Origin of the sequence: Streptomyces sp. S465 (genome assembly GCF_026898115.1) — a bacterium.
GTDB lineage: Bacteria > Actinomycetota > Actinomycetes > Streptomycetales > Streptomycetaceae > Streptomyces > Streptomyces luomodiensis.
Genome location: NZ_CP114036.1, coordinates 5,249,290 through 5,270,400, shown reverse-complemented (window position 1 = coordinate 5,270,400; position 21,111 = coordinate 5,249,290). Strand labels below are relative to the sequence as shown.

17 protein-coding genes and 2 rRNA genes are annotated in these 21,111 nt (G+C 69.4%); 4 read left to right on the top strand and 15 right to left on the bottom strand.

Annotated elements, in window-relative coordinates; translation table 11 throughout:
* Nucleotides 1–16: 16 nt before the first annotated feature.
* From hemB to N6H00_RS22285, 5 genes are read right to left on the bottom strand one after another with little or no spacing between them, the layout of a single operon-like run.
* Nucleotides 17–1,021 (bottom strand): porphobilinogen synthase, encoded by a 1,005-nt coding sequence (gene hemB / locus N6H00_RS22305; RefSeq protein ID WP_268973591.1) that lies wholly within the window; start codon nt 1,019–1,021, stop codon nt 17–19.
* Nucleotides 1,018–2,682, bottom strand: coding sequence for a uroporphyrinogen-III synthase (locus tag N6H00_RS22300; protein ID WP_268973590.1), 1,665 nt, complete (start codon nt 2,680–2,682; stop codon nt 1,018–1,020). The genes hemB and N6H00_RS22300 overlap by 4 nt, the downstream gene beginning before the upstream one ends.
* The gene (hemC, locus tag N6H00_RS22295) at nt 2,679–3,659 is read right to left on the bottom strand and encodes a hydroxymethylbilane synthase (protein ID WP_268973589.1); all 981 of its coding nucleotides are present in this window, start codon (nt 3,657–3,659) and stop codon (nt 2,679–2,681) included. Before hemC ends, N6H00_RS22300 begins: the two co-directional genes overlap by 4 nt.
* The gene (locus tag N6H00_RS22290) at nt 3,656–5,128 is read right to left on the bottom strand and encodes a glutamyl-tRNA reductase (RefSeq protein WP_268973587.1); all 1,473 of its coding nucleotides are present in this window, start codon (nt 5,126–5,128) and stop codon (nt 3,656–3,658) included. The genes hemC and N6H00_RS22290 overlap by 4 nt, the downstream gene beginning before the upstream one ends.
* Nucleotides 5,125–5,931 carry a redox-sensing transcriptional repressor Rex gene (locus N6H00_RS22285; protein WP_268973586.1) on the bottom strand — a complete coding sequence of 269 codons (807 nt, stop codon included), beginning with the start codon at nt 5,929–5,931 and terminating at the stop codon, nt 5,125–5,127. Before N6H00_RS22285 ends, N6H00_RS22290 begins: the two co-directional genes overlap by 4 nt.
* 388 nt (nt 5,932–6,319) lie before the next feature.
* On the opposite strand from N6H00_RS22285, the gene N6H00_RS22280 reads away from it, so the two are divergent.
* From N6H00_RS22280 to N6H00_RS22265, 4 genes are all read left to right on the top strand, one after another.
* Nucleotides 6,320–6,598, top strand: coding sequence for a glutaredoxin family protein (locus N6H00_RS22280; RefSeq protein WP_268973584.1), 279 nt, complete (start codon nt 6,320–6,322; stop codon nt 6,596–6,598).
* 153 nt (nt 6,599–6,751) lie between these two features.
* Entirely contained in the window at nt 6,752–7,675 is a 924-nt protein-coding gene (locus N6H00_RS22275) for an HAD family hydrolase (RefSeq protein ID WP_268973583.1), read from the top strand.
* A 681-nt stretch (nt 7,676–8,356) separates the two neighbouring features.
* A complete protein-coding gene (locus N6H00_RS22270) occupies nt 8,357–9,163 on the top strand; it encodes an ECF subfamily RNA polymerase sigma factor, BldN family (protein ID WP_268973581.1) in 807 nt (268 codons plus the stop codon).
* Nucleotides 9,164–9,368: 205 nt separating this feature from the next.
* Nucleotides 9,369–10,607 carry a DUF5667 domain-containing protein gene (locus tag N6H00_RS22265; RefSeq protein ID WP_268973580.1) on the top strand — a complete coding sequence of 413 codons (1,239 nt, stop codon included), beginning with the start codon at nt 9,369–9,371 and terminating at the stop codon, nt 10,605–10,607.
* Between the two features lie 84 nt (nt 10,608–10,691).
* Here the strand turns inward: N6H00_RS22265 and N6H00_RS22260 are convergent, their stop codons facing one another.
* The 10 genes from N6H00_RS22260 to N6H00_RS22215 form a co-directional block, all read right to left on the bottom strand.
* Complete coding sequence (locus N6H00_RS22260) at nt 10,692–11,735, bottom strand: lysophospholipid acyltransferase family protein (RefSeq protein ID WP_268973579.1); 1,044 nt, start codon at nt 11,733–11,735, stop codon at nt 10,692–10,694.
* Nucleotides 11,736–11,749: 14 nt separating this feature from the next.
* Nucleotides 11,750–12,793 carry an NAD-dependent epimerase/dehydratase family protein gene (locus N6H00_RS22255; RefSeq protein ID WP_268973578.1) on the bottom strand — a complete coding sequence of 348 codons (1,044 nt, stop codon included), beginning with the start codon at nt 12,791–12,793 and terminating at the stop codon, nt 11,750–11,752.
* 211 nt (nt 12,794–13,004) lie between these two features.
* Nucleotides 13,005–13,103 carry a 30S ribosomal protein bS22 gene (locus tag N6H00_RS22250; RefSeq protein ID WP_003948845.1) on the bottom strand — a complete coding sequence of 33 codons (99 nt, stop codon included), beginning with the start codon at nt 13,101–13,103 and terminating at the stop codon, nt 13,005–13,007.
* Between the two features lie 127 nt (nt 13,104–13,230).
* Complete coding sequence (locus tag N6H00_RS22245) at nt 13,231–13,440, bottom strand: helix-turn-helix domain-containing protein (RefSeq protein WP_014053989.1); 210 nt, start codon at nt 13,438–13,440, stop codon at nt 13,231–13,233.
* Between the two features lie 128 nt (nt 13,441–13,568).
* Nucleotides 13,569–14,384, bottom strand: coding sequence for a phosphatase (locus N6H00_RS22240; RefSeq protein ID WP_268973576.1), 816 nt, complete (start codon nt 14,382–14,384; stop codon nt 13,569–13,571).
* 157 nt (nt 14,385–14,541) lie between these two features.
* Complete coding sequence (locus tag N6H00_RS22235; RefSeq protein ID WP_268973574.1) at nt 14,542–15,714, bottom strand: acetoin utilization protein AcuC; 1,173 nt, start codon at nt 15,712–15,714, stop codon at nt 14,542–14,544.
* A complete protein-coding gene (locus N6H00_RS22230) occupies nt 15,683–16,903 on the bottom strand; it encodes an MFS transporter (protein ID WP_268973573.1) in 1,221 nt (406 codons plus the stop codon). Before N6H00_RS22230 ends, N6H00_RS22235 begins: the two co-directional genes overlap by 32 nt.
* 25 nt (nt 16,904–16,928) lie before the next feature.
* Nucleotides 16,929–17,585 carry an HAD family hydrolase gene (locus tag N6H00_RS22225; protein ID WP_268973572.1) on the bottom strand — a complete coding sequence of 219 codons (657 nt, stop codon included), beginning with the start codon at nt 17,583–17,585 and terminating at the stop codon, nt 16,929–16,931.
* A 94-nt stretch (nt 17,586–17,679) separates the two neighbouring features.
* Nucleotides 17,680–17,796, bottom strand: a 5S ribosomal RNA gene (gene rrf, locus N6H00_RS22220).
* Between the two features lie 72 nt (nt 17,797–17,868).
* Nucleotides 17,869–20,989 (bottom strand): 23S ribosomal RNA (locus N6H00_RS22215).
* Between the last annotated feature and the right edge of the window lie 122 nt (nt 20,990–21,111).

The window sequence follows — 21,111 nt, the reverse complement described above, 5'->3', positions numbered from 1 at the left end:
GGGACCGGGGACGTACCTACTCTCCCCGGTTCAGCCGCTGCGCGACCTCCGTCGCCCAGTACGTGAGGATCATCCCCGCGCCCGCGCGCCGCAGGGAGGTCAGCGACTCCATGATCGCGCGGTCGCGGTCGATCCAGCCGTTGGCCGCGGCCGCCTCGACCATCGCGTACTCGCCGGAGACCTGGTACGCCGCCACCGGCACGTCCACGGCGTCGGCGATCTGGCGCAGGATGTCCAGGTACGGCAGGCCCGGCTTCACCATGACCATGTCCGCGCCCTCGGCCAGGTCCAGCGCCAGCTCGCGCAGGGACTCCCGGACGTTGGCCGGGTCCTGCTGGTACGTCTTGCGGTCGCCCTTGAGGGACGAGCCCACCGCCTCGCGGAACGGGCCGTAGAAGGCGGAGGCGTACTTCGCGGTGTAGGCGAGCATCGACACGTCCTGGTGCCCGGCGGCGTCCAGCGCCTCGCGGATCACCCGGACCTGGCCGTCCATCATCCCGCTGGGGCCCACCGTGTGGACGCCCGCGTCGGCCTGGACGCGGGCCATCTCGGCGTACCGCTCCAGCGTGGCGTCGTTGTCCACCCGGCCCTCGGCGTCCAGCACCCCGCAGTGGCCGTGGTCGGTGTACTCGTCCAGACACAGGTCGGACATGATCACCAGATCGTCGCCGACCTCGTACCGCACGTCCCGGATGGCCACCTGGAGAATGCCGTCCGGGTCGGTGCCCGCCGTGCCGGTGGCGTCCTTCTTGGACTCCTCCGGGACGCCGTAGAGCATGATCCCGCCGACGCCCGCCTCGACCGCCTCGGCCGCCGCCTTCCGCAGGCTGTGCCGGGTGTGCTGCACGACGCCCGGCATCGCCTCCAGCGGCACCGGCTTGGTGATGTCCTCCCGCAGGAAGGCCGGCAGGATCAGGTCCGCCGGATGCAGCCGGGTCTCCGCGACCATGCGCCGCATCGCGGGCGTGGTGCGCAGCCGGCGCGGCCGTGCGCCGGGGAAGCTGCCGTACGTGGTGGTCAAGAGCGTGCCCTCCTACGTGATCCCGGCCGTCGCTCGCTGGGGCGGGTGACCGGCTCCCCGGCCTCGATCGCGGCCTGCCGCCGCGCCGCCCCGAAGTCCGCGAGCGCCTCGGCGAGCTTGAGCACCGAGGGCTCGGGCGACAGCACATCCACCCGCAGTCCGTGCTCCTCCGCGGTCTTCGCGGTGGCCGGGCCGATACAGGCGATGACAGTGACATTGTGCGGCTTGCCCGCGATGCCGACGAGGTTCCGCACCGTGGACGACGAGGTGAACAGCACCGCGTCGAACCCGCCGCCCTTGATGGCCTCACGGGTCTCGGCCGGCGGCGGCGAGGCGCGCACCGTGCGGTACGCGGTCACGTCGTCGACCTCCCAGCCCAGCTCTATCAGCCCGGCGACCAGGGTCTCGGTGGCGATGTCGGCCCGCGGCAGGAAGACGCGGTCGATCGGGTCGAAGACCGGGTCGTACGGCGGCCAGTCCTCCAGCAGCCCGGCCGCGGACTGCTCACCGCTGGGCACCAGATCCGGCTTCACCCCGAAGTCGATCAGCGACTTGGCGGTCTGCTCGCCCACCGCCGCGACCTTGATCCCGGCGAACGCGCGGGCGTCCAGCCCGTACTCCTCGAACTTCTCCCGTACCGCCTTGACCGCGTTGACCGAGGTGAAGGCGATCCACTCATAGCGCCCGGTGACCAGGCCCTTGACCGCGCGCTCCATCTGCTGCGGGGTGCGCGGCGGCTCCACGGCGATGGTCGGCACCTCGCTGGGCACCGCGCCGTAGCTGCGCAACTGGTCGGAGAGCGAGGCGGCCTGCTCCTTGGTGCGCGGCACCAGGACCTTCCAGCCGAACAGCGGCTTGGACTCGAACCAGGACAGCTGATCGCGCCGGCCGGCCTCGCTCTGCTCGCCGACCACGGCTATCACCGGCTGGGCGCCCTGCGGCGACGGCAACACCTTCGCCGACTTCAGCACCTGGGCGATGGTCCCCAGCGTCGCGGTCCAGGTCCGCTGGCGGGTGGTGGTGCCGCCGACGGTGACGGTGAGCGGGGTGTCCGGTTTGCGGCCCGCGGCCACCAGCTCACCGGCGGCGGCGGCCACCGTCTCCAGGGTCGCGGAGACCACGGCGGTCGCGTCGGACGAGCCGATCTCGCTCCAGCAGCGCTCATCGGCGGTCAGGGCGTCCACGAAACGCACGTCCGCGCTGTGGGCGTCGCGCAGCGGCACCCCCGCGTAGGCGGGCACGCCCACCGCGGCGGCCACACCGGGCACCACCTCGAAGACGATGCCCTCGGCGGCGCAGGCGAGCATCTCGTCGGCGGCGTAACCGTCGAGGCCGGGGTCGCCCGCGACCGCGCGGACGACCCGCTTGCCGCCGCGCGCGGCCGTCATGACAAGATTGGCGCTGTCCCGGAGTACCGGGACGGCGGCGGTGCCTGACGACACATCAGCGTCCGCCTGCTGCGGTGTGCCCTGAGCGTCCGCGGCCACGCCCGGCCTGACGTGCTTACGCACCACGTCGAGCACGTGCGGGTCGGCGATCAGTACGTCCGCGGCGGCCAGTGCCTCCACGGCGCGCAAGGTCAGCAGGCCCGGGTCTCCGGGGCCCGCACCGAGGAAGGTGACGTGTCCGCAGCCGGGGTGGTTAGGGGCGTTGGGGTTCAAAGTGCTCGCTCCCCCATAAGACCGGCCGCACCCTTGGCAAGCATCTCGGCAGCGAGTTCGCGACCGAGGTCCGCGGCCTCACTGGGCGATGCGGGTACGGGACCGGTGGTGGACAGCTGCACCAACGTCGTGCCGTCGGTGGTGCCGACGACGCCGCGCAGGCGCATTTCGGTGACAACCTGACCGTCGGCCAACAGGTCGGCCAGAGCACCCACGGGTGCGCTACAGCCGGCCTCCAGGGCGGCGAGCAGGGAACGCTCGGCGGTCACGGCGGCCCGGGTGTGCGGGTCGTCGATCTCGGCGAGCCGGGCGATGAGCGCCCCGCTGGACGCGGCACACTCCACCGCCAGGGCCCCCTGGCCGGGGGCGGGCAAAACATGGTCGACATCGAGCAGCTCGGTCGCCTCGCCGATCCGTCCCAGACGGATCAGACCGGCGGCGGCGAGCACCACGGCGTCCAGCCGTCCCGACCGGACGTAGCCGATGCGGGTGTCGACATTGCCGCGGATCGGCACGGTCTCGATGTCGAGGCCGAAGGACCGGGCCCATGCGCTGAGCTGGGCCGCGCGGCGCGGGGACCCGGTGCCTATCCGGGCCCCCGGCGGAAGCCCGGCGAAGGTGAGCCCGTCCCGGGCGATCAGCGCGTCGCGCGGGTCCGCACGGCGCGGGATCGCGGCGAGCGTCAGCCCCTCCGGCTCCTCGGTGGGAAGGTCCTTCAGCGAATGCACGGCCAGGTCTATCTCACCGCTCAGCAGCGCCTCGCGCAGCGCCGAGACGAAGACGCCGGTGCCGCCGATCTGCGCCAGGTGCTCCCGCGAGGTGTCGCCGTACGTGGTGATCTCGACCAGTTCCACGGGGCGCCCGGTGACCTCGCGCACCTGGTCCGCCACCAGGCCGGACTGGGCCATGGCCAGCGCGCTGCGGCGGGTGCCCAGCCGCAGCGGCGTGGGGTCGGCGGGTGAGGGGGTGGCGGTCATGCCCGGCCTCCCTTCGGGTCGTGCGGTTCGGCGGTGCGGGCCGAGCCGTCGGCGCGGCTGACGGCGGCGACCGCCTGCGGGTCCAGGTCGAAGAGCTCACGGAGGGCGTCCGCGTAACCGGCGCCTCCCGGTGTGCTCGCGAGCTCCTTGACCCGCACGGTGGGCGCGTGCAGCAGCTTGTCGACGACCCTGCGCACGGTCTGCGTGATCTCGGACCGCTGCTTGTCGTCCAGATCGGGAAGGCGCCCTTCGAGCCGGGCGATCTCGCTGGCGACGACGTCCGCAGCCATGGTACGCAGCGCGACCACCGTCGGCGTGATGTGCGCGGCGCGCTGGGCCGCCCCGAAGGCGGCCACCTCGGCGGAGACGATGGCCCGCACCTTGTCCACGTCGGCGGCCATCGCCCCGGCGGAGGTGCCCGGCGCGCCGGACGGATCGGCGGCGGCCTCGGCGAGGGACTCGATGTCCACCAGGCGCAGCCCCTCGATCCGGTGCGCCGCCGCGTCGATGTCCCGCGGCATCGCCAGGTCCAGCAGCGAGACCTCCGTCCCCGGGCCGGAGTGGGCCCCGGGCGGACAGGTGGCGCGCTGGGCGAGGGCGGTGCGCAGCTGCTCGGCGGTCAGGACCAGGCCGGTCGCGCCCGTACAGGACACCACGATGTCGGCGTGCGGCAGCTCGGCGGCCACCCGGTCGCGCGGTACGGCGCGGGCCACCAGACCCGCGCGCAACGTTTCCGCACCGGCGGCAGTGGCCTCGGCCGGGGTGGCCGCGTGCTGCTGGGCCAGGGACTCCGCCAGGCGCAGCGCCCGCTCCAACGTCCTGTTGGCGATCACCAGTTCTGCCACACCGGCGCGCGCGAGCGTCGCCGCGGCCAGCGAGGACATCGAACCGGCGCCGATCACCAGGGCGCGCTTGCCCCGCGCCCACTCCGCCACCGGCGCGCCCTGGGCCAGCTGCTCCAGGCCGAAGGTGACCAGCGACTGGCCCGCCCGGTCGATACCGGTCTCGCTGTGGGCCCGCTTGCCGACCCGCAGCGCCTGCTGGAAGAGATCGTTCAGCAGCCGCCCGGCGGTGTGCAGCTCCTGCCCCAGCGCCAGCGCGTCCTTGATCTGGCCGAGGATCTGGCCCTCGCCGACGACCATCGAGTCCAGCCCGCAGGCCACCGAGAAGAGGTGGTGGACGGCCCGGTCCTCGTAGTGGACGTAGAGATACGGGGTGAGCTCGTCCAGTCCGACGCCGGTGTGCTGGGCGAGCAGCGTGGACAGCTCGGCGACCCCGGCGTGGAACTTGTCCACGTCGGCGTAGAGCTCGATGCGGTTGCAGGTGGCCAGCACCGCGGCCTCGGTGGCGGGCTCGGCGGCGAGGGTGTCCTGCACCAGCTTCACCTGCTCGTCGCCCACCAGGGCGGCGCGCTCCAGCACGCTCACGGGCGCGCTGCGGTGGCTCAGTCCGACGACGAGGAGACTCATGCCGGCATCACGGCGGGCACATCCCCGTCAGGTCCTTGCCGGCCGCTGTCGGCACCGGTGGCGCCGGGGGGCGCGCGATGGGGCGCCACGGGAGGCGGTGGAACGGCCGCCGCGGCCCCCTCCTCCGGGACGGCGACGTCCTCGCCCGCCTTGCGCTGCTCGTGGAAGGCGAGGATCTGCAGCTCGATCGAGAGGTCGACCTTGCGCACGTCCACCCCGTCCGGAACGGACAGCACGGTGGGCGCGAAGTTGAGGATCGAGGTGATACCGGCGGCGACGAGCCGGTCACAGACCTGCTGGGCCGCGCCCGCCGGGGTGGCGATCACGCCGATCGATACGCCGTTGTCCGTGATGATCTTCTCGAGCTCGTCGGTGTGCTGCACCGGGATGCCCGCGACCGGCTTCCCGGCCATGGTGGGGTCGGCGTCGATCAGCGCGGCGACCCGGAAACCACGGGAGGCGAAGCCGCCGTAGTTGGCGAGCGCGGCGCCGAGATTACCGATACCGACGATCACGACGGGCCAGTCCTGGGTGAGCCCGAGCTCCCGCGAGATCTGGTAGACGAGGTACTCCACGTCGTAGCCGACACCACGGGTGCCGTACGAACCGAGGTAGGAGAAGTCCTTGCGCAGCTTGGCCGAATTGACGCCGGCCGCGGTCGCCAATTCCTCGGACGACACCGTCGGCACCGAGCGCTCCGAGAGCGCGGTCAAGGCACGCAGATACAGCGGTAGCCGGGCGACGGTGGCCTCGGGGATCCCTCGGCTTCGGGTCGCCGGTCGGTGAGTTCGGCCAGTTGCCACGGTGCTCCTGCGGGTAGAGCGAGGCTGCGGGCGGCCGGGTGCTTCATGACCGCCCCATCGACAGCAGGCTATGTCTTTGTGAACGCGTGCACAAAGATGGTGTCCGCTTTGTCCGAGCAAAGTGACCGGTCTCACGCCTCTTTTCGGGCTGGTCGCGGAACCACTACCGGCCTCACGCCGTTCCCGGCAGGCACGCTCGTACCGCTGGGCCGCCGACGGGAGCACAGGCCCTCACTCCTCACCTTTTTACCCCCGGACAGCAACAAAACGCCCACGATCGTAATCGACCGGGGACCCACTTCCGAACCTGTCGGATCCCGCACCCGGACGCCCCGGCCCCACCTCCACGGGCGCCGGCCGGACCACACCGGCGGGCACAATTGAGGACATGAGTCCGTTGCTGCGCCGCACCCCGCGCAAGAAGCCCACCGAACGCACGGTCACGCTGATCGGCAAGCCCGACTGCCACCTCTGCGAGAACGCCGAGGCCGTGATCGAGCAGGTCTGCGGCGAGCTGGGCACCCCCTGGGAGAAGAAGGACATCACCCAGGACGCGGAGCTGTACCGCGCGTACTGGGAGCAGATCCCGGTGGTGCTCATCGACGGCGAGCAGCACGACTTCTGGCGGGTGGACCCCAAGCGGCTGCGCACCGCACTCGGCGGCTGACGCGGGCCGACGCCGGCCCTTCGCCGTCCCCCCGCGCCGCTCCCTTCGCGGCCTCCTTCGCCGCCCTCTTCGCCGCCTCCCTTTCGCGTAACCTGAATCGGCCCGACACCCGGGCGTAACGGGATGCGCCGGAGCGCTGGCTATGCTCCCTCCATGGCCGCACTGGGATGGTTCACCCGACGTCGACGACCCGCCACCGAGCGGAGCGTCCTCGCCGGAGAGGCATCGGCCGAGGCCGCGCGCAAGTCGTCGGCCGAGACCCCCTCACCGCAGGCCCCCGCCGAACCGGAGTTCCCCGTCGTCGGGGACGAGCGGGCCGCCGCCTTCTTCGACCTGGACAACACGGTCATGCAGGGCGCCGCGCTCTTCCACTTCGGCCGCGGCCTCTACAAGCGGCACTTCTTCCGCAAGCGCGAACTCGCCCGCTTCGCCTGGCAGCAGGCCTGGTTCCGGATGGCCGGCGTCGAGGACCCGGCGCACATGGAGGACGTGCGCAGCAGCGCCCTGTCCATCGTCAAGGGCCACCGGGTCGCCGAGCTGATGTCCATCGGCGAGGAGATCTACGACGAGTACATGGCCGACCGCATCTGGCCCGGCACCCGCGCTCTCGCCCAGGCCCATCTGGACGCCGGTCAGCGGGTCTGGCTGGTGACCGCCGCCCCGGTCGAGACGGCGACGATCATCGCCCGGCGGCTCGGCCTGACCGGGGCCCTGGGGACGGTGGCCGAGTCCGTGGGCGGCGTCTACACCGGCCGGCTGGTCGGCGAGCCGCTGCACGGCCCGGCCAAGGCCGAGGCCGTACGGGCGCTGGCGACGGCCGAGGGCCTGGACCTCTCCCGCTGCGCGGCCTACAGCGACTCCTCGAACGACATCCCGATGCTCTCGATCGTGGGCCATCCGTACGCGGTGAACCCGGACACCCGGCTGCGCAAGCACGCCCGGGAACACGGCTGGCGGCTGCGGGACTACCGCACCGGCCGCAAGGCAGCCAAGATCGGCATCCCGGCGGCGGCCGGGGTGGGCGCGGTGGCGGGCGGCACGGCGGCCGCCGTGGCCCTGCACCGCCGCCGCCGCTGACCACCAACGGCCACCCACCACTGGCCACCGACGCCCGCGCACCCCTGACCACCGGCGGCCACCCACTCCTGGCCGCCGACGCCCGCGCACCACTGGCCGCCGGCGCCCGCGCACCACTGGCCACCGGCGGCCACCCGGCCCTGGCCGTCGACGGCCGCGCACCCCTGACCACCGACGCCCGCGCATCGCTGGCCGTCGGCGACCGCCCCACCCGCCCGGCCTCGCGCCGAGCCCTTCCCTCGGGCCCGCCGCGGGCGGCCGCGCTGACCATCTGCGCACGACCGTGACCGAGGACGGTCAAGGCTGACCATTGATCGCGCTCCGTGACGGCGCACGCGCCGATACACAGCGTCACCAACCGAACGCGCCCGCTCTGTTTCAGTCATTCCGCACTTCCTACCCCACAGCGCCCCCGCCAGTCCCCTTACCGCCGCTTTGTCACAACACGCCACACAATCGCACAACTCACGAATAATTCCGATCAATCTGCTGCCCGCGTTCGATACTTGATGGGTCATCAATCCATAACGGAGCGAACGGAAGCGATGATTTGAGCAACTGGGTGTAGTGCCGCCTGTACGAAGCGTTATTCTCCTTAGACGCAAACCGGTACCCACGCGTCCCTACGGCGGGTGACGGTCCCGTACTGCACGTGATGGAAGCTCTGCCTCTGGGAGTCCCGTGTACCCACACGTCGGGGTTGACGCCTCGGGCCTGGCTACGCTGCGCGCAACGGTCCTCGACTGTCTGCGCGGCTTCGTCCCCACCGCGTATGCCGTCCCCGCCCTCGCCACCCCCCTGCCCGTCAGCCCAGCCGTCGGCACGGCCACTCACACCGGCCAGGCCGGCCCGTGCTACGCCCTGGCGGACGGTGGCGCCGCGGTCGGCAGACGCTCCCGCGGCTCCACCCCCACCACCCGGCGCCCCGGCGCCGACAGCGACAGCCGCCGCATGATGGATCTCGTCGAGCGCGCCCAGTCCGGGGAGGCCGAGGCGTTCGGCAGGCTCTACGACCAGTACGCCGACACCGTCTACCGCTACATCTACTACCGCGTGGGCGGCCGGGCCACGGCCGAGGACCTCACCAGCGAGACGTTCCTGCGCGCCCTGCGCCGCATCGGCACCTTCACCTGGCAGGGCCGCGACTTCGGCGCCTGGCTGGTGACCATCGCCCGCAACCTCGTCGCCGACCACTTCAAATCCAGCCGCTTCCGGCTGGAGGTCACCACCGGCGAGATGCTGGACGCCAATGAGGTCGAGCGCAGCCCCGAGGACTCCGTCCTCGAATCGCTCTCCAACGCCGCACTGCTACAGGCGGTACGAAAACTCAACCCGCAGCAGCAGGAGTGCGTGACGCTCCGCTTCCTCCAGGGCCTCTCGGTAGCCGAGACCGCCCGGGTCATGGGGAAGAACGAGGGCGCCATCAAAACCCTTCAGTACCGGGCCGTCCGCACCCTGGCCCGGCTCCTTCCGGACGACGCCCGCTGACCACCCGTAGCACTCCGGCCACGGCCCGTCCGCCCGTGGGGAGGGCGTAACCCGGGTGCTGCGCCGCTCGTTGTGGGGGATGCAGGCGCCTCGCGGTCGTACCCTGCCCGTGGTCCACTCACTCGATCGGGTGGACGCGCGCTTGGCACGGAACCCCTCGGGTGTCCTGGGGAGTCGACCGTCACGACGAGAGGAGGTGCCGCCTGTGATCGCGAACGTATCGGCACACCGGCGGGCGAACGCCTTCGCCAAGGCCCTGGAGGCCCTGGAGGCCCTGGAGAGCAACCACCAGGCCCCCCGGGACGAGACGCCGCACCAACAGCCAGGCTCCTCATCGGCGGAGAGCGCCGAGCGGAGACGGCTGCTGGCCCTGGCGAACGGGCTGGGCGAGCTGCCGGCACCGACATTGGACCCGGAGGTCCGCACGGCGCAGCGGGCCCAGCTGCTCGCCGCCATGGAGGCGGCCTTCGCCGAGGGCGCGCCACGCGTACCCGAGCAGCGCCGCCGCACCAGCGGCGCCCATCGCGCCAAACCCCCGGTGGCGAGACTGCGCCCCCGTTCCCGCTGGTCCAAGGGGCTTGCGGCCGGGGGGCTCACGTTCGGCGTCGCGGCGGGCGCCTTCGGCGGCGTCGCCGCGGCCAGCTCAAACGCGCTGCCGGGCGACACCCTCTACGGGTTCAAGCGCGGTATGGAGGATCTCAAGCTCGAGATGGCGGACGGCGACGCCGACCGGGGCCGGATCTATCTGGACCAGGCCTCGACACGGCTGAGCGAGGCGCGCCGTCTGATGGAGCGGGCCCGCAGCCGCGATCTGGACCATGACTCACTGGGAGAGATCCGCCGGACCCTGGCCGGTATGCGCCATGACGCCTCCGAGGGCCACCGGCTGCTGCACCAGGTCTACCAGCGGGACGGCTCACTCGGCCCGATCCAGCAGCTGTCCTCCTTCTCCCAGACCCACCGCGACGGTTGGAGCCGACTGCGTGAGCAGTTGCCGGTCCAGCTCATGGACGTCGGCGACGAGGTCAGCTCGGTCTTCGACGCCATAGACCAAGAGGTCGGTCCGCTGCGGGCGCTGCTCCCCACGAAGAAGGACCAGCAGGGCCAGTCCGGCCGGCAGACCGGCCACCCGCCCGAGCGCCCCGGCGCGGTGGAGCTGGGCAACCGCTCGGCGTCCGCCTCGGCCACCCCGAGCAGCAGCCGCACCGGCGAGACCGCCACCGGCCCGCACCCGTCGTCCTCGACGGGCACTCAGGAGCAGGCCGGCGGCCTGGTGGGCGGCACCGGCGATCTGGTGGATCCGCCGTTGGGCGGCGCGAGCCCCAGCCCGTCCACGGGCAAGGGCGACCCGGCCGGCAAACCGTCCCAGCCGGACATCACCATCCCCCCGCTGCTGCCGGACCTTCTGCCGGGCCTGACCCTCGACGGCGACGACACGAGGTGACCATGTCCTGGGGGTGGGTCGTGCGCACCGCCGCGCACCACCCACCCCCGGACCGCCGGTCTCGGTGCCGCGCTCCGACAACCCTCAGAAGAACACCGACCGCCGCTGCACCAGCAGCTTGTAGAGCGTGTGCTGGATCGTTTCGCGTACCTGGTCGGTCAGGTTGAACATCAGCATCGGGTCGTCCGCCGCCTCCGGCGGATGGCCGTCGGTGGGGATGGGCTCGCCGAACTGGATGGTCCACTTCGTCGGCAGCGGCAGCGCGCCCAGCGGCCCGAGCAGCGGGAAGGTCGGCGTGATCGGGAAGTACGGCAGGCCGAGCAGCCGGGCCAGGGTCTTCGCGTTCCCCACCATCGGGTAGATCTCCTCCGCGCCCACGATCGAGCACGGCACGATCGGCGCCCCCGCGCGCAGCGCCGTCGAGACGAAGCCGCCCCGCCCGAAGCGCTGTAGCTTGTACCGCTCCGCGAACGGTTTGCCGATCCCCTTGAAGCCCTCCGGCATCACCCCGACCACCTCGCCGCGCTCCAGCAGCAGCTGGGCGTCCTCGGCGCAGGCGAGGGTGTGGCCCGCCTTACGGGCGAGCTCGTTGACGACCGGGAGCATGAAGACCAGATCGGCGGCGAGCAGCCGCAGATGGCGCTCGGCGGGGTGGTTGTCGTGCACCGCCACCTGGAGCATCAGCCCGTCCAGCGGCAACACCCCGGAGTGGTTGGCGACGACGAGCGCACCGCCGCTGTCGGGGATGTTCTCGATCCCCTTCACCTCGACCCGGAAGTACTTCTCGTACACCGGGCGGAGCAGGGACATCAGGACCTGGTCGGTCAGGTCGTGGTCGTAGCCGAAGTCGTCGACCTCGTAGTCCCCGGTGATCCGGCGGCGCAGAAAGCTCAGCCCGTGGGCCAGCTTGCGCTCCCAGTCCCCGCCGCCCGGGGCCGGCTTGGGCGGGTCCGGCGGCAGCGGCGGCACGGCCGCGGCCGCCGTCTGGGGACGCTGCTCGGACGCCTCGTCGCGCTGCTGCGGTACGGGCTTGAGCGAGCCCTGGGCGCGGCCGCCGCGTCCCGGGCGCGGGCCCTTCCGCCGGGACCGGGGTTCCTCACCGAACGGAATGACCTTGGCATCCGCCATGGTGGTTGCGCTCCTCACGTCTGGACGCCGGCGGGCAGCAGCGCGGCGAGCCGGTCGATGGTACGGGCGAGGGTCTCGGGCGGGAGGAGTCCGGGGCCGCGGCTGTGCGCATAGTCCGCGAGGGCGCCGGCGGTGGTGTGCTCGGGTTCGAACCCCAGGGTCTCGCGCATCTGGTTGGTGGCCACGACCCGGCCGTGGGTGAGCAGCCGGATCTGCTCGGGTGAGAAGTCGGTGATGCCGAGTGACCGCAGGGCGGTACGGGCCCAGCGCAGAGTGGGCAGCAGCAGCGGCAGGGTCGGGCGGCCGAGCCGCCGGGCGGCCTGGGAGAGCAGCAGAACCCCGTCTCCGGCGATGTTGAACGTGCCGCTGTTGAGCGTGGACCGGCGCGGTTCGGAGGCCGCGATGCGCAGCACCTCGATGGCGTCCTTCTCATGGACGAACTGGAGCCGCGGGTCATAGCCGATGACGGTGGGCAGTACGGGCAGCGCGAAGTACTCGGCGAGCGGTGAGTCCGCGCACGGGCCCAGGATGTTGGCGAAGCGCAGCACGCACACCGCGACATCGGGGCGGCGCCGGGCGAAGCCGCGGACATATCCCTCGACCTCGACGGTGTCCTTGGCGAAGCCGCCGCTCGGCAGGGATTTGGGCGGCGTGGTCTCGCTGAAGACGGCGGGGTCGCGGGGCGCGGAGCCGTACACATTGGTGCTGGACTTCACCACCAGCCGCTGGACCGAGGGCGCCTTCTGGCAGGCGCCGAGCAGCTGCATGGTGCCGATGACATTGGTCTCCTTGACCGAGGTGCGATTGCCGCGCGCCCCCAGCGGAGTGCCGTTGATGTCCATGTGGACGACGGTGTGGACGCCGTATTCGGCGAGCAGTTTCCCGATCGTGGGGTGACGGATGTCGGCCCGGACGAAGTCGGCGTCGTCGAGGTGGTGTTCGGGGGGCACGGCGTCCACGCCGATCACCCGCTCCACATCGGGTTCGCGCTGTATGCGCCGGACGAATCGGCCTCCCAGCCGACGAGCGACTCCGGTGACGAGCACGACCTTCCCCAAGATCAGCGCCTTCCTTCCCACCCTCGTCCGAGCTGGGCTGTGCCGAACACCGTAACCGCTCGGTGTTGCACTGTGATGACCACTCGCCGCGCGGTGTGGCGTTTTAAGCCGGGGCCGGAGGGGCGGCCGTGGCGGAGACCGGTGCGGCGCACGCACCGCAGCCCTTCCACCGGCGGTGGAAGGGCTGCGGGACGAACACAGCGTCGCTTGCTTACTTCTTGTTGCGACGCTGAACGCGCGTGCGCTTGAGCAGCTTGCGGTGCTTCTTCTTAGCCATCCGCTTACGCCGCTTCTTGATAACAGAGCCCACGACTACCCTCGCTCACTTCGACTCACTCGGTGCGGGGCGTCCGAGCCCACACGACCTACATCGGGCCAGCCTACCCGGCGCCGAGCGAACCACGTAATCCGAGGGCCTCCCCGGGCCCGGAAAGGACCTAAGCGGACTCCACCCCCACATAGGACTCGCGGAGGTATTCATGAACCGCTTGCTCCGGGACCCGGAAGGACCTGCCCACCCGGATCGCCGGCAGATGACCGCTGTGCACCAAGCGGTACACGGTCATCTTGGACACTCGCATCACCGAGGCGACTTCCGCCACGGTCAGAAACTGAACCTCGTTCAGAGGCCTTTCGCCAGCAGCCATGACACACCTGAACCTTCCGCACATGTCGGGCACCGGCTTCCCCTCCGGTGACTCCTTGTCGCATGCGCGCTCCTCCCCAGGTTAGGGGCGGGTGATGCAAGTGGGGAAGAGGAGTAGCGATCGGACGCCTACTGTGACAGACACGCTCGATTGAGTACATAGCGAGTAATTGGCCGGTAGTAACCAGACCGCACAGCGTCATCAAGCGGAACGGCGACGGACACCCGTCCCTCGGCCTCCCCGACGAACAGCGCGGGGTCGTCCGTGTCCCCCAGCCCAATGGCCTCGAAGCCCAGCTGACCTGCCCCGCAGACCCATCCGTGGTCCCCGACGACCAGTCCGGGCAGCGGGCCGCCGGACTCCGCGGCACAGCCGAGGGCGACCCGAACCGGGAGCGGCGAATGGCTGTGGGCGCCCGGCTCATTCGCGGTGGGATGAGCGCCGGGCTCCCGCACCATCGCGACTCCCCGTACGTAGGCGAGCCGGTGAGGGCGTACGCCGAACCGCGTCGTTATGTCGATACATCTACCCTGCGCGGGGGTGAGCACACGGCAGCCGGCCGCCGAGAGCGCCGACGCCAAGGCGGCGTAGAAACCGAGGAGGCGGTGGGGATGGCCGGTGCCGAGGAGCACGGGCAGCCGGGCCAGGGCGGCGGTGCGCAGCCGGTCCGCGAAGGCATCCAGCGCGGCGATCGTCAGCTCTGGATCGATCACATCCTGACCCGAAGCGTCGGCCGGGTTGACCGAAACCCCACATTTGTCGCTCATCAGGCATAGCAATTCCGTAAAGGACCAGTCGTATTCGGGCTCCAACCCGAGCAGCACCCGGGGGTCCCGGGCGGCGAAGAGCCGATAGCGGCGCAGGCTCTCCTCCCGGCGCGTCGCCACGGGTCCGGCGAGCCGCGCCGCCAGCAGATGCGCGCGCAGCGCGGCGGTACTCCACACGTCTTCGATGCTGGCGGACCCACCCCGCCGGCCGCCGGGATACACCGGCAGACCCCACGGTTGGCGTAACGCCCACCGCGTCAGCCCGTGGTCCGCATCAGCCCCTCGTCCGGGCATGCCCCCGCCCCGGCGTTCTCGCGGGCGGTACGGGGGTGGTTCACGGAAGCAGCCCGTGCTGGGGAAAGACCGCCCGGCGCGTCGCCAGGATCGCCTGGTCCAGCCGGTCCGCCGGGTCGTACCCCGACTCGGCGAACTCCCGCCAGCTCGGCTCCCGCCCGTCCGTCATCCGCCGCGGCGCGTCCATCCGGGTCCGCCGGTAGACCTCCTGCCGCCACTCCTCCGGGACCGGCGTCCCGGCCGCCACCGGCCGCCCCGCCGCGATCGCGACCAGATGCGTCCAGGACCGCGGCACCACGTCCACCACCGCGTAGCCACCGCCGCCGAGCGCGAGCCAGCGCCCGTCCGCGTGCTCATGTGCCAGCCGGTGACAGCTCTCCGCGACCGCCCGCTGTGCGTCCACGGTCACCGCCAAGTGGGCCAGCGGGTCCTCGACATGGGTGTCCGCGCCGTGCTGGGTCACCAGCACCTGCGGACCGAACGCCGCCAACAGCTCCGGCACCACCGCGTGAAAGGCCCGCAGCCATCCCGCGTCCCCGGTCCCGGCGGGCAGCGCCACATTGACCGCCGAGCCCTCGGCGCCCTCCCCGCCCGTCTCCTCCGGCCAGCCGGTCTGCGGGAACAGGGTCCGGGGATGCTCGTGCAGCGAGATCGTCAGCACCCGCGGATCGTCCCAGAAGGCCGCCTGCACCCCGTCCCCGTGGTGGACGTCCACATCCACGTACGCGACCCGCTCCGCCCCCAGCTCCAGCAGCCGCGCGACCGCCAGCGCCGCGTCGTTGTAGACGCAGAACCCGGACGCGCCCCGGGGCATCGCATGGTGCAGCCCGCCCGTGAAGTTCACCGCGTGCAGCGCCTCGCCGCGCCACACGTCCTCGGCGGCGCCGACCGACTGCCCGGCGATCAGCGCGGACGCCTCGTGCATCCCCGCGAAGGCCGGATCGTCGATCGTCCCGAGGCCGTACGAGCCGTCGGCCGACTCCGGGGCGGCCGAGACCCGCCGCACCGCCTCGATGTACTCCGGCCCGTGGACCAGGCGCAGCGTCGACTCCCCCGCCGGTTTGGCGGCCACCACCCGGACCGCCCGGTCCAGTCCGTACGCCTCCACCAACCGCATGGTCAGCGCGAGCCGCACCGGGTCCATCGGATGCCCGGCGCCGAAGTCGTACCCGGTTACTGCCTCATCCCACATCAACTGTGCGCGGCCGCTCATGCCCGTCACCGTATCCGGCGGGCACAGGGCTGAACGAGCGCGCGTACCGGATCGTCACCAGCACGAGCGCCATCGGCACGAGCATCGCCGCCCGGTAGCTCCACACCCCGCCCAGCGCGCCGACGAGCGGTGAGCCGACCAGAAAGCCCACGTAGTTGAAGATGTTGAGGCGTGCGACGGCGGCATCGGACGCGCCGGGGAAGAGCCGCCCGGCGGCCGCGAAGGTCTGCGGCACCAGGACGCACAACCCGAACCCCAGCAGCGTGAACCCGCCCATCCCCGCCCAGGCGCCGGGCGCCGCCGCGACCACCGCGAAACCGCCACCCGCGAGCAGCGCCCCGGCCCGGACCACGGCGACCGCGCCGAACCGCCGCACCCCCAGGTCGCCGAAGGAACGGCCGAGGAGGGTGGTGACCATGTAGACGTTGTACGGGACCGTGGCCAGCTGCTCGGAGCTGTGCAGTACGTCCTCCAGATACTTGGCGCTCCAGTTGGAGACGGTGGAGTCACCGATATAGGCGAAGGCCATGACGAGACAGAGCGGCAGCAGCAGCCGCATGCTCACCACGGTGCCGTCCTCGACCGCCTCGGCTCCCCCGGCCCCCTCCGCAGTGCCCTGGTGATCCAGGTACCAGTGGCCGGCGATCAGCGCGGCGGGCACCAGGGTGGCGACGACCGGCGCGTAGAGCGCGGGAAGCGGCAGATCCCAGTGCGCACCCGCCCAGGCGAGCGTGGCGCCGGCGATCCCGCCCAGGCTGTACGCGGCGTGGAAGCCGAGCATGATGCTGCGCCCGTACGCGCGCTGAAGACTCACCCCGAGCATGTTCATCGACGCGTCCAGCGCCCCGACCGTCAGTCCGAACACCGCGAGCGCCAGGGCGAGCTGCCACACCGCCGTACCCGATCCGGCGGCGAGCAGGGCGAGGGAGACGACGGGCTGCACCAGACGGAGGACCAGCCCCGGACGCGCCCGCTTGACGAGATGCTCGGTGCCGACGCTGCCCACACCGGCGAGGACCGGCACGGCGGCCAGGAAGAGGGGCAGCAGCCCGTCGGATATCCCGTACCGGTCCTGCAACGCCGGTATGCGCGTCACCAGCAGAGCGAAGACCGCGCCCTGGACGAAGAAGCTGATGGCCAGCGAGGCCCGGCCCTGCCGGAGCCGGCGGCTCGGGCGCGAATCCGTCATGGCCGTGGAGCGTACGGCCCCCGCACTACGTGTGGGTAGAGGTGAGCAGCCCTCGCAGTTCGGCCATATCGGCGAAGTGGGCCACGGCCGTGGAGAGTTTGGCGACCGGGGTCATGGCGGTGTAGCCGTACACATCCATTCCGGCGGCCAGGGCGGCCTGGACCCCGAGCGGACTGTCCTCGACGACGGCACAGCGCCGGGGCGCCACCCCCATGCGCTCGGCCGCGTGCAGAAACAGATCCGGCGCGGGCTTGCCCCGGCCCACGTCCTCGGAGCTGAAGATGCGGTCCTCGCCGAAGAGGTCGTACAGCCCGGTCGTGCGGAGGGCGACGCGGATGCGGTCATGGCTGCCCGAGGAGGCGACGCAGTACGGAATCCCGTCGGCCCGCAGCTTCTCCAGGACTTCGGCGACACCGGCGACCGGCTTCAGCTCGCGGCGGAAGGCGTCGAAGACCCGGCCGTGGAAGGTGGTGTCGAAGTCCGGCGGCAGCCGCCGGCCCGAGCGCTCGAGCACCAGGTCATGGACGCGATGCAGGGCCGAGCCCATGTAGTCGCGGATGGAGTCCTCGTAGCTGGTGGGGTGCCCCAACTCCGTGAGGTAGGCGGCGAGAAGCCGGTTGGAGATGGGCTCGCTGTCGACGAGCACCCCGTCGTTGTCGAAGATGACCAGGTCATAGCGCATGCGGTCAGCCTACAAACCGGCTCAGCCCATGAACCGGCCATGAGAAAAGCCCGGTTGCGAGCCGAAGCTCCCAACCGGGCTTTTCGTAAAATTTGTTCGGCGGCGTCCTACTCTCCCACAGGGTCCCCCCTGCAGTACCATCGGCGCTGAAAGGCTTAGCTTCCGGGTTCGGAATGTAACCGGGCGTTTCCCTAACGCTATGACCACCGAAACACTATGAAGATAACAACCGGAAACAACACGGTTCATTACTTCAGAACCAACACAGTGGACGCGAGCAACTGAGGACAAGCCCTCGGCCTATTAGTACCAGTCAACTCCACCGGTCACCCGGCTTCCATATCTGGCCTATCAACCCAGTCGTCTACTGGGAGCCTTAACCCCTCAAGGAGGTGGGAGCCCTCATCTCGAAGCAGGCTTCCCGCTTAGATGCTTTCAGCGGTTATCCCTCCCGAACGTAGCCAACCAGCCATGCCCTTGGCAGAACAACTGGCACACCAGAGGTTCGTCCGTCCCGGTCCTCTCGTACTAGGGACAGCCCTTCTCAAGACTCCTACGCGCACAGCGGATAGGGACCGAACTGTCTCACGACGTTCTAAACCCAGCTCGCGTACCGCTTTAATGGGCGAACAGCCCAACCCTTGGGACCGACTCCAGCCCCAGGATGCGACGAGCCGACATCGAGGTGCCAAACCATCCCGTCGATATGGACTCTTGGGGAAGATCAGCCTGTTATCCCCGGGGTACCTTTTATCCGTTGAGCGACGGCGCTTCCACAAGCCACCGCCGGATCACTAGTCCCGACTTTCGTCCCTGCTCGACCCGTCGGTCTCACAGTCAAGCTCCCTTGTGCACTTACACTCAACACCTGATTGCCAACCAGGCTGAGGGAACCTTTGGGCGCCTCCGTTACCCTTTAGGAGGCAACCGCCCCAGTTAAACTACCCACCAGACACTGTCCCTGATCCGGATCACGGACCCAGGTTAGACATCCAGCACGACCAGAGTGGTATTTCAACAACGACTCCACCACAACTGGCGTTGCGGCTTCACAGTCTCCCACCTATCCTACACAAGCCGAACCGAACACCAATATCAAGCTGTAGTAAAGGTCCCGGGGTCTTTCCGTCCTGCTGCGCGAAACGAGCATCTTTACTCGTAGTGCAATTTCACCGGGCCTATGGTTGAGACAGTCGAGAAGTCGTTACGCCATTCGTGCAGGTCGGAACTTACCCGACAAGGAATTTCGCTACCTTAGGATGGTTATAGTTACCACCGCCGTTTACTGGCGCTTAAGTTCTCAGCTTCGCGGAGTCGAAACCCCACTAACCGGTCCCCTTAACGTTCCAGCACCGGGCAGGCGTCAGTCCGTATACATCGCCTTACGGCTTCGCACGGACCTGTGTTTTTAGTAAACAGTCGCTTCTCGCTGGTCTCTGCGGCCACCACCAGCTCCGAGTGCAAAACCCATCACCAGCAATGGCCCCCCTTCTCCCGAAGTTACGGGGGCATTTTGCCGAGTTCCTTAACCATAGTTCACCCGAACGCCTCGGTATTCTCTACCTGACCACCTGAGTCGGTTTAGGGTACGGGCCGCCATGAAACTCGCTAGAGGCTTTTCTCGACAGCATAGGATCATCCACTTCACCACAATCGGCTCGGCATCAGGTCTCACCCACAATGAGAGACGGATTTACCTACCCCTCGGGCTACACCCTTACCCCGGGACAACCACCGCCCGGGCTGGACTACCTTCCTGCGTCACCCCATCACTCACCTACTACAGGTCTGGACCGTCGGCTCCACCACTCCCCTTCACCCGAAGGATCCAGGGCGGCTTCACGGACTTAGCATCGCCTGGTTCAGCGTTGGCGCTTCAAAGCGGGTACCGGAATATCAACCGGTTGTCCATCGACTACGCCTGTCGGCCTCGCCTTAGGTCCCGACTTACCCTGGGCAGATCAGCTTGACCCAGGAACCCTTAGTCAATCGGCGCACACGTTTCCCACGTGTGAATCGCTACTCATGCCTGCATTCTCACTCGTGAACCATCCACAACTCGCTTACACGGCTGCTTCACCCGGCACACGACGCTCCCCTACCCATCACAGCCCCCGTTAGGGGTACATACTGCAATGACACGACTTCGGCGGTACGCTTGAGCCCCGCTACATTGTCGGCGCGGAATCACTTGACCAGTGAGCTATTACGCACTCTTTCAAGGATGGCTGCTTCTAAGCCAACCTCCTGGTTGTCTCTGCGACTCCACATCCTTTCCCACTTAGCGTACGCTTAGGGGCCTTAGTCGATGCTCTGGGCTGTTTCCCTCTCGACCATGGAGCTTATCCCCCACAGTCTCACTGCCGCGCTTTCACTTACCGGCATTCGGAGTTTGGCTAAGGTCAGTAACCCGGTAGGGCCCATCGCCTATCCAGTGCTCTACCTCCGGCAAGAAACACACGACGCTGCACCTAAATGCATTTCGGGGAGAACCAGCTATCACGGAGTTTGATTGGCCTTTCACCCCTAACCACAGGTCATCCCCCAGGTTTTCAACCCTGGTGGGTTCGGTCCTCCACGAAGTCTTACCTCCGCTTCAACCTGCCCATGGCTAGATCACTCCGCTTCGGGTCTTGAGCGTGCTACTCAAACGCCCTCTTCGGACTCGCTTTCGCTACGGCTCCCCCACACGGGTTAACCTCGCAACACACCGCAAACTCGCAGGCTCATTCTTCAAAAGGCACGCAGTCACGACGCAGAGACAAGTCTCTGCGCGACGCTCCCACGGCTTGTAGGCACACGGTTTCAGGTACTATTTCACTCCGCTCCCGCGGTACTTTTCACCATTCCCTCACGGTACTATCCGCTATCGGTCACCAGGGAATATTTAGGCTTAGCGGGTGGTCCCGCCAGATTCACACGGGATTTCTCGGGCCCCGTGCTACTTGGGAAACAAGCAAGCAAGCCACCACGATTTCAGCTACGGGGGTCTTACCCTCTACGCCGGGCCTTTCGCATGCCCTTCGCCTATCGCAATGGTTTCTGACTCACCCAGCCGCCGGCAGACGACCGAAGCTCGCTCCCACAACCCCGCATGCGCAACCCCTGCCGGGTATCACACACATACGGTTTAGCCTCATCCAGTTTCGCTCGCCACTACTCCCGGAATCACGGTTGTTTTCTCTTCCTGCGGGTACTGAGATGTTTCACTTCCCCGCGTTCCCTCCACATACCCTATGTGTTCAGGTATGGGTGACAGCCCATGACGACTGCCGGGTTTCCCCATTCGGACACCCCCGGATCACAGCTCGGTTGACAGCTCCCCGGGGCCTATCGCGGCCTCCCACGTCCTTCATCGGTTCCTGGTGCCAAGGCATCCACCGTGCGCCCTTAAAAACTTGGCCACAGATGCTCGCGTCCACTGTGCAGTTCTCAAACAACGACCCGTACCCCGTCACCCACACTCACGTGCAGTCACCAGGACCGGCCGAAGGAACAAGCGAAACCCTCTTCGCCCGTACCCTCA

Bases quoted from the DNA above. Each gene is read 5' to 3' on its own strand.
- N6H00_RS22260 (WP_268973579.1), bottom strand. From the start codon at position 11,735: ATGGCGGATGCCAAGGTCATTCCGTTCGGTGAGGAACCCCGGTCCCGG.
- N6H00_RS22230 (WP_268973573.1), bottom strand. From the start codon at position 16,903: ATGACGGATTCGCGCCCGAGCCGCCGGCTCCGGCAGGGCCGGGCCTCG.
- N6H00_RS22290 (WP_268973587.1), bottom strand. From the start codon at position 5,128: ATGAGTCTCCTCGTCGTCGGACTGAGCCACCGCAGCGCGCCCGTGAGC.
- N6H00_RS22225 (WP_268973572.1), bottom strand. From the start codon at position 17,585: ATGCGCTATGACCTGGTCATCTTCGACAACGACGGGGTGCTCGTCGAC.
- N6H00_RS22275 (WP_268973583.1), top strand. From the start codon at position 6,752: ATGGCCGCACTGGGATGGTTCACCCGACGTCGACGACCCGCCACCGAG.
- N6H00_RS22245 (WP_014053989.1), bottom strand. From the start codon at position 13,440: ATGGCTGCTGGCGAAAGGCCTCTGAACGAGGTTCAGTTTCTGACCGTG.
- N6H00_RS22235 (WP_268973574.1), bottom strand. From the start codon at position 15,714: ATGAGCGGCCGCGCACAGTTGATGTGGGATGAGGCAGTAACCGGGTAC.
- hemC (WP_268973589.1), bottom strand. From the start codon at position 3,659: ATGACCGCCACCCCCTCACCCGCCGACCCCACGCCGCTGCGGCTGGGC.
- N6H00_RS22280 (WP_268973584.1), top strand. From the start codon at position 6,320: ATGAGTCCGTTGCTGCGCCGCACCCCGCGCAAGAAGCCCACCGAACGC.